Origin of the sequence: Primorskyibacter sedentarius, assembly GCF_004342065.1 — a bacterium.
GTDB lineage: Bacteria > Pseudomonadota > Alphaproteobacteria > Rhodobacterales > Rhodobacteraceae > Primorskyibacter > Primorskyibacter sedentarius.
In genome coordinates, this window is sequence record NZ_SLZU01000050.1 from 1 (window position 1) to 7,904 (window position 7,904).

8 protein-coding genes are annotated in these 7,904 nt (G+C 56.7%); 2 read left to right on the forward strand and 6 right to left on the reverse strand.

The genetic code is table 11. The features are described 5' to 3' along the window. Positions 1-446 precede the first annotated feature (446 nt). Positions 447-1,226 carry an ion channel gene (locus EDD52_RS23050; RefSeq protein WP_132248962.1) on the reverse strand — a complete coding sequence of 260 codons (780 nt, stop codon included), beginning with the start codon at positions 1,224-1,226 and terminating at the stop codon, positions 447-449. 242 nt (positions 1,227-1,468) lie between these two features. Continuing rightward, positions 1,469-2,380 (reverse strand): glutaminase, encoded by a 912-nt coding sequence (locus EDD52_RS23055; RefSeq protein ID WP_132248963.1) that lies wholly within the window; start codon positions 2,378-2,380, stop codon positions 1,469-1,471. A 428-nt stretch (positions 2,381-2,808) separates the two neighbouring features. On the opposite strand from EDD52_RS23055, the gene EDD52_RS23060 reads away from it, so the two are divergent. Next, positions 2,809-3,630, forward strand: coding sequence for a class I SAM-dependent methyltransferase (locus EDD52_RS23060; RefSeq protein ID WP_165907658.1), 822 nt, complete (start codon positions 2,809-2,811; stop codon positions 3,628-3,630). Positions 3,631-3,795: 165 nt separating this feature from the next. Here the strand turns inward: EDD52_RS23060 and EDD52_RS23065 are convergent, their stop codons facing one another. The 3 genes from EDD52_RS23065 to EDD52_RS23075 form a co-directional block, all read right to left on the reverse strand. Continuing rightward, entirely contained in the window at positions 3,796-4,452 is a 657-nt protein-coding gene (locus tag EDD52_RS23065; protein WP_132248965.1) for a hypothetical protein, read from the reverse strand. A gap of 10 nt (positions 4,453-4,462) precedes the next feature. Further along, positions 4,463-4,945 (reverse strand): hypothetical protein, encoded by a 483-nt coding sequence (locus EDD52_RS23070; protein WP_132248966.1) that lies wholly within the window; start codon positions 4,943-4,945, stop codon positions 4,463-4,465. Between the two features lie 562 nt (positions 4,946-5,507). Next, positions 5,508-6,566, reverse strand: coding sequence for an IS110 family RNA-guided transposase (locus tag EDD52_RS23075; protein ID WP_132248967.1), 1,059 nt, complete (start codon positions 6,564-6,566; stop codon positions 5,508-5,510). Between the two features lie 427 nt (positions 6,567-6,993). On the opposite strand from EDD52_RS23075, the gene EDD52_RS23080 reads away from it, so the two are divergent. Next, on the forward strand, positions 6,994-7,383 hold the full coding sequence (locus EDD52_RS23080; protein ID WP_132248968.1) for a nuclear transport factor 2 family protein: 390 nt from the start codon (positions 6,994-6,996) through the stop codon (positions 7,381-7,383). A 137-nt stretch (positions 7,384-7,520) separates the two neighbouring features. On the opposite strand, the gene EDD52_RS23085 is transcribed toward EDD52_RS23080, so the two are convergent. After that, positions 7,521-7,904, reverse strand: a 384-nt coding sequence (locus EDD52_RS23085; protein WP_243652081.1) for a hypothetical protein, incomplete at its 5' end; no start/stop codon positions are given.

The following is a 7,904-nucleotide window of genomic DNA, read 5'->3' on the forward strand; positions in this document are numbered from 1 at the left end:
ATGGCGTTTGTAACTGATCTTCTGTGTCTGCATCAACACCGCCTACGCCCAGATCAATGAACCAGCAACCTCAGGCCCGTTAACGTGACAACACCCAACCTCCTCATCTTTGGTAATCGTATGGACCTGAAAAACATGTTTGGCCAGATCAATGCCGACAGTTGTAACTTGCATTGGGTAGTTCCTTTCCCGGCAGTGATAGACAACTGCAGAATGGCGCATTGCGACGCCGGGGGAGCAGGAGCTACCCACCCCATCCGCTTTCAGGTCGCGGCACCGCAGAGCTCAAAGGCATCGCCAATTTCGGGAATGAGCCGGAACTGTACGTTTTGATCAACGCAGCAGCCATCCCGCGGAACCGCGCGGGCTTGGGATGCCGCGTTTTCCGATTGCCTTTTTCAAATGCCCGGCTGCAATGACTGGAAGTCATGGGGAAGTGCTGGAGTTTATGCTCCTGTCTCGCCCGCCGTCTCGATCTTCAATGACTCGCCGCAATGCTTGCAGTGAACTGCATCCGGTTCGTGCCGGTTCAGCCCGCATTCCGGGCATTTGTACTTGATCTTCGAGGGTTGGAAGATGGCGCGCGCCAATTGCACAAAAAGTGCGACACCCACGACCATGATAAAGACCGACAACAGCTTTCCCTCGGTCGTTGTCATGGTGATGTCGCCAAAGCCCGTGGTCGTGAGCGTCGCCACCGTGAAGTAGAGCGCATCAACATAGCCAGGAATGCCAGCCTCTTCATCAAAGGCCAGCACGAAGACGAACGACGTGGTTACGAAGATAAAGACAAACAAGTTGACCATAGCGAGGATCGCGTCCTCGTGGCGACGGAAGAAAAGGCTTTCGCGTCGAAGATCACGCAGCAGGTGATAGGCATGGATCAGCCTCAGGCCTCGTAGCACGCGGAGGAATGCGAAGCTCGAGGCGACAAGCGGCGCCAATAGCAAAGACAGCAAAACAATCAGATCGGCAAGGTTGTAAATGCGCGTCAATTCCCGACGCGGGTTATCGGAGGTCCAGAATCGAGCCGCGAGGTCCAGAAAGATGAGCAGGCCGAGCCCGGCATTCACCGATGTCGTGATCGGCGTCGCGGGCAGCGCGGCAGTTGCAATAAAATAGACGATGGTCACCGCGTCGAAAACGATCAGCCCATAGCGAAACCGCCGGGCGCGCTGGCTTTGACCGGTGTAGAGCAACCTGATTGTACGTTGCAGTTCTTTCATCTCCGCAACATGCCACAGGTTTTTGCCCGGGACCATGTGCCGTTACAGCAGCGTCCAAGAGTATCAACTCGGGACTCGCGCATTGAGATCAGGTAATACCGCCAACTTTTGCACCCGCAGCAAATGGCAGGCTCAACGCGCCGTGCCGCGGCGACACAAGCTGAATACGAGCGGCAGCACAGGGCCGCTATCACCATATCCATTCTGTCTGATTGGATAAAAAAGCGCCGTTTGTCTACGCGTCAAAATACGGACCAGCCCATGGACCGGCTCAATCGCGCAGCAGCTCGGGTCCCGGCCTTGGAATTACCATATTTGTTCAGTCCTGGTGACCAAATTGCGATGGAAACGCGACCGGGCACAATCACAAGAAGCCCACCGCCAACACCACTTTTTCCGGGAAGACCGACCTTAAACGCAAAATCGCCCGACCCATCATAGTGTCCGCAGGTCATCATCAAGGCATTCAAGCGCCGCGCACGCAGGGCGGGCAGGATGTTTGGTGCGCCATCTAGTCCGGCAAGCGCGCGTCCAGCGCGGGCCAGTTGAACAGTTGTCATCTCAATCGCGCATTGGTGAAAATATGTCCCAAGGGTCAGGTCAGGTGGGTTCAGGAGGTTGCCGTAAGAAGCGAGATAATGCGCGAGGGCCTTATTCCGCTCGCCAGTGCGCTGTTCCGACTTTGCTACCTCTGCGTTGATATGGATATCGTCATCTTCTGCCATGGCGCGGATCAGTCCCAGAATTTCGGCAAGCGCCATCTTCGGCTCCCGGCCAGACAGCAAGGCATCTGTGGTGACGATGGCGCCCGCGTTCACAAAGGGGTTTCGCGGTTGGCCGCGCTCGCTTTCCAGTAGGACAATTGAATCAAAGGAGGTGCCTGATGGCTCGCAGCCTACGCGGGTCCAAAGCTGATCCCCTGTACGCCCCAAAGCCGCGATGAGCGAGAAGACCTTGGACACGCTCTGGATCGAAAATGGCTTGTCCGACTGGCCTGTGGAATGTGTTTTGCCATCTGCGGTACAGACACTTATCGCCAGTTGTGCGGGGTCAATTTCGGCCAATTCCGGGATGTATTGGGCAGGTTGCCCCCAATCGGCTTCGTTGGTGATCTCTTCACTGATGTGTTTCAGAGTATCGAGAATGTTTGACATCGACCTCACGCCTTATTCTGTGCCACCAATGCTTATGAGCGTCGCAGGTGCCGTACAAGTCCGGTTTCTCCATAGACTTTGGTTTGACTGCACCCGTAATTTTGCGCTGCAGCGAATGTTTCCTTCGACGGCCCGCACTCCGGCATCTTATGGCCAGAGTGGTCGGCCGATCTGGACCGTTCCTCAACGGCAGAATTAGGCTGTCAAACCTGGCTCTTGCCGTGCTGCCGAAAGTCAGAAGCGAGCCCAAGGCAGCCACGTAGAAATGGGCCTTACGGAAGTCATTTCGCCAGAAAACCTACGTTATTCGATCTTCATTGTCGGCTGAACCCTTGTTCATCTGAGTCGCGATCCAGCACACAGTCATTGCTTGTTCATACGAAGTGCAGCACCATTCATGAAGTTTTATGCATTTGGGGAGTGGGTTTATGGACTGGAGTGCCGTTGCACACGCTTGGATCGATCATGAAGCGCCGATTGAAAGGGCACACAGCCCCATCAAGAATGAGCTGCTGAAACGCGCCGCGTTGCGGTCCGGAGAGAAGGTTCTCGACCTCGGGTGCGGCTCCGGTGCGCTGGCGCTCGCCGCGGCTGAGCGTGTTGGTCCCCAGGGGAGCGTGATCGCATTCGACATCGCTGACGCATTTGTTGCCCGGGTCGAGGAGCGTGCAAAAGACGTGCCACACATATTGCCAGTCCAGGGTGATGCGCAGACTTTCATTTTCTCTGACGTCAAGTGCGACGCGGTGATCTCATTGTTCGGGACCATGTTTTTTCCAGATCCGCAGGTTGCTTTTGCCAATATCGGCAACTCTCTCAAAGACGGCGGTCGCATAACATTCGTCACGTGGGCCGGTCCGCAACACAACCCTTGGTTCTCGGTGCCTGGCAAGGCCTTGGCAGACGCACTGCCAGAGATGCCAAAGCCCGATCCATCGACTCCAGGCCCAATGGCATTCGCCAATGTGGAGATGGTGACAGACCTGCTTTCCAGGACGGGCTTTGCAGATGTGGCCGCGGAAGAGATCGATACCCACCTCACGCCGATCGGTGCCGCGGCTGACATTACAGCCATGATGCTTGCAATAGGTCCTTTTCGCGGAGCCGTCTCCCAGTTTGCAAAGCCCGGTGAAGAGAGATCCGCGATGGATAGCATCGCGAAAGGGATGACTGCAGGTTACGGGGCATTCGCGGGTGAGCAGGATGTCAGGGTGCCTGCCCGTGTGATTTTCTACACAGCCACCCGCTAGCCGCGCGGTTACTGCATCGCCTGCGAGACGATCTTTCCGGGGGGTCGCTCCAAACACCGGTTCCGAGATCGTAATGCGTCTTGTTTCTGACGGCAGGGTCTTACGCGGATCGCTATTTCGCGACTGCAGACCCAAAGCACACTGGTCAATTCCAAAGAGCTGCAGTCAAATCTGTAGCCCGAAGAATACGACTGCGAGGGGCACAGGGGAGACGGCGAGCGCCAAGGTCGCAAGGGTCGCCAGAGGCGAGAAAATCCCGCTTAGCCCGGCCATAAGCATAATGCCGCCACCGCCACCGATCACGGAGTTGCCCGGTGTGTTTACCGCGAGCGCGAGGGCGAAATAGCGGTAGCGCAACGCAAGGCTGAGCGCGCGTTTGGACTGACCGTCTAGCAGCATTTCAAGCTTTTTGTCCTGCGGCAGCGGGGCGGCCCGGGCGACGAGTGAGGCTGCGCGGCGCATCCTCAGAAACGACAAAAGACGCTCGAGTGCGCTGATGGGCAGGTAACGACCGACCGCGAATGCCAGCATCATTGAGGCAACGGTGCAGACATAGATCAACGGCGCGATGGCCGCTCCGAAAGTGGCGAGCATCGCCAACCCGATCTCAGCGCCCGGCACGAAGGGCAGAGCTAGAAGTCCAATATAGGCCACGGCGCCGAGCATGATGGCACGATGCACCTGCTGCTCGTTGTCCGGTCTGATCTGCAGGTTCAACGCATCACGGATTAGGTGCGCGCACCAGGTGGCAAGCACGAGAATGGCGATGAGAACCACGATCCGGAGGGCGATGGTGCCATAAGACGCTCCGGCCGGTTTCAAGATGTGTACCTCAGCCCTCGGCTCTCGCGCCAGTGGTGGGCACCATTGCCCCGGTGGCCGTCATGACGATCTGGTTTGTCCAGTACCAACGCCGGGTTGTCCACGTCAGCTCGAGAGCAATATCGTCGCCCTTGACCTGTCCGTAGAAGACCACCGTGTGTGGTGCCTCTGGGCAGGCCGCGGTCGTGGTGAAATGGACCACGCCGTCGATCTCTTTGGTCAGATAGTCGGACCAGCCAAAGTTGCAGTATTCCTGACAGTCGGCAGACTGGAATGTGCCATTGCGGAAAGCCAAAAGACCATCGAACACCGCGCCGCTGTTTTCGTCACGACCGAGGATTTCGAAGGACCGGTCATCAAGCGCGCCGCTCGAGATCCATGGGCCCTGGGGCACCTCGAGGTCGGGGATGTCCTCGTTCATGACCGACATCGTTACCGCGCCAGTGCCGAGCGTGGCGAGGGTGATGGCGGCGACTTGAACGATCTGCGGCATTGTGATCTCCGCCCAATAAACGCGAATTATGGTAAATTTCTTTCTGGTGATAATACCGCGCGAAGGCCCCAAAAACAAAAGGAAAGTGCCATACCCCCTTTTTTGAGGCACGAACCTTGTCGCTGAACGAGAGCCTGTTTGGTCCGTGGTGCGTCGGTGCGACTTTCGTTTGGTTTTCGCGCTCACGGCGAATGTCGGCAATTCGGGCTGCGACTGCAGCATTCGGAGCCCGTGCTTAAAGTCGGCTCGGAGCCGCAACTGCTGGAGCAGCTCCGGGTCGATCGCCAGATGCCGCAGCGCATCCGAGGTCGGCACGGAGCCCAATGTATGTACCGGCTGCTGTTCGCAAGTGATCAATCGCATGTCTTCAGGAAGTCGCTGATATGTATCCGGCCTATCAATCGGCTTTGTTTTTGCCGTGACCCTGTTGGGAGTGCGCACGCGCCGCTGTCTTATTACTGACCAGATCATCGAAGACCATTTGGGCTCTCAGACTTTGGGTGCGTCTCGTTTCGGTCCATGCATTTGAGGTTTACGAACGTCGCTGGCGGTTTTGATCCGATCAGATCGCAGCCGCTATCTCTTTTCCTTTCCAATCAAAGTCCTTGCCTGAGTTCAGAACGCTCCATGCAGTCCGGGTCAATTTGTTGGCCAGTGCGAAGACAACCTTGTTGTGTTGCATGCGTGTAGCTGCCGCTTCCAACCATTTGCCAAAGCTGAACTTGTGCCAGTTGTTCGGCCGCATCATGATGACCTGTGCGGCTTGGACAAAGAGCATGCGCAGATACCGACTGCCTCGTTTTGTGATGCTGCCCAATATAGTGCGCCCACCCGTGCTGCTTTGTCGTGGCACCAGCCCGAGCCAAGCTGCAAAATCGCGTCCACGGTCATAGGCTTCGCCTTTGCCGACAGCGGCGACCATGGCAGTTGAGATCAACGGGCCGATGTCTAGAATGGTCATGAGGCGCTGGCAACCCGGCTCAGTTTCGCTGACTTCTTTGATTTCGGCGGTGGTTATCTCGATCCTTTTGTACAGCCAGATCCAGTCCTGCTGAAGCCCCAAGATCAATCTCCGCATACGCAGGGACAATTCGCTACTGCGATTGTTTAAATTGGCCTCAAGCGAGTTACGCAGCGCGGCGACACTACGTCTGACAGTGATGCCTTGTTCGATCAGAAAGGCACGGATCTGGTTCATGGCAGCCGTCCGTCGCGACACAAGCCGTGAGCGAACTCGATGGAGCGCCTGCAAATCCAGTTGCTCCTGTGTCTTCTCGGAAACCGTTTTGAGGTTTGGACGCAACGCGGCCTCCGCAATAGCTTCGGCATCATTGTAGTCGTTCTTTTGCCCTTTGTTGAAAGGCTTTACGTAAATCGCAGGAATGATCCGAGGCTCAAATCCCAACCCACACAGGGTCCGGCTCACAAAATGGGCGCTCAAGCAGGCTTCCGTGCCCACGATACAGCGTGGCAATTGTTCAAATGTCGCCGTCAATGCCAGCCGCTTGATCTTCCTGCGCAACACAAGCCGCCCATCGTGATCAAAGCCGACCAAGTGAAAGACATCTTTGCCAATGTCGATACCGACCGACATCAGCTCAACAAAATAGTTCTTCGCCATTCTACTTCTCCTATTTGCAGTAATAGGCCAAGCCTAACCTGCTGGGTGAAGCAGCCGGTACATCCCATTAGCGACTATGGCCAGGGCGAACACCTTCGCGAGTGCAGCGGGGCATGCATCTCCTCGCCCGGCTCAATGCCGCCCTTGAATGTGTGCGTTGAGGGCGGCAGCATTGGCTCCGCAATACCGACCACATCGGCTCGCGAGACAGGTTCCCAATTACACGAAAGGACCAGAGACTAATTCTTTTGACAAGGACACATAGGACTAATACAGACCCCTAATGATCACTTCCCGTCAGATAACGAGCTATTACCGCCGTCCCTAACGGCGGCTCGATGATGTGTGACGATCAGATAAGCCGCCGCCCAAGGGCGGCTCAACTGGCTTAGAGGCGTCCGGGCGCAATTCCCCAAAGGAGACCGGAATGACCCTCGAAGACCTCTGCCATCGCTACCTTTCTGCCCTGAATGCGGGCGACCTGGAAGGCGTACGTGCCCTGTTCACCCCTGTCGCCGAGATAGTCTCGCCGCTTTACGGCGTCCGACCCGCGCACGACTTCTATGCCGAGCTTTTCGCGGATACCTCCCGATCAGAGACGACGCTCCTCAACGTCTTTGACAGCTCCGCCGACGGCCGCTCTGTCGCGTTACATTTTCGCTACGTGTGGACCTTGGCCAGCGGCAAGGTCGTGGAGTTCGAATGTGTCGATGTCTTTGAGCTGGCCGCGGACCGGCAGCGCTTTAGCCGGATGACCATTATCTACGACACTGCGCCCCTGAGAGCCGATTTCGAAACATCCCGGAACCAAGTTTAAGCTGTACCGTTATAGCGGCCGTTCATGTAGCGCACAGAGAGCGGCCGCTTCCCGCGCTTCCTCCGGGGACCCACGCATTCAGGCCGATCGCAGCGAAGGTCAGGTCTAGGGTTTTTGCATAAAGCCCGGTTCTGAAATCAGTCCGCGAATATCTGTCTTGCTGATGCCACCTTCATCCAATCTCTGCCGCCGAAGGCGACAAGCGCAAGATATATGATCTCGGCATCCAAGTCCGGTTTGAATACGATGGCCAGCCGGTGGCCAGCGCCCCCGTGGCGCACGAGCCATCCGTCCAGTTTGCCGGTCAGCCGGACGCCTGAATTTGGATTTGAAGCTATCGTTTCCAGGAGCGCATCTACTTCATCAAGTCGGCGACCCGCTGCGGCAATGTCACCATCGGTGACCTCGACAATATGATCAACGATACCCCCCTGTGTCAGGGAAGTTGTCCGCTGCTCTACTTTTCCTTTATTTTTCAGGTGGGCGGGATAGGACGATGACTTGGGATATTCACCGGAGCG

Coding starts and splice junctions, on each gene's coding strand:
- EDD52_RS23050 (WP_132248962.1), bottom strand. CDS start 1,226: ATGAAAGAACTGCAACGTACAATCAGGTTGCTCTACACCGGTCAAAGC.
- EDD52_RS23055 (WP_132248963.1), bottom strand. CDS start 2,380: ATGTCAAACATTCTCGATACTCTGAAACACATCAGTGAAGAGATCACC.
- EDD52_RS23060 (WP_165907658.1), top strand. CDS start 2,809: ATGGACTGGAGTGCCGTTGCACACGCTTGGATCGATCATGAAGCGCCG.
- EDD52_RS23070 (WP_132248966.1), bottom strand. CDS start 4,945: ATGCCGCAGATCGTTCAAGTCGCCGCCATCACCCTCGCCACGCTCGGC.
- EDD52_RS23075 (WP_132248967.1), bottom strand. CDS start 6,566: ATGGCGAAGAACTATTTTGTTGAGCTGATGTCGGTCGGTATCGACATT.
- EDD52_RS23080 (WP_132248968.1), top strand. CDS start 6,994: ATGACCCTCGAAGACCTCTGCCATCGCTACCTTTCTGCCCTGAATGCG.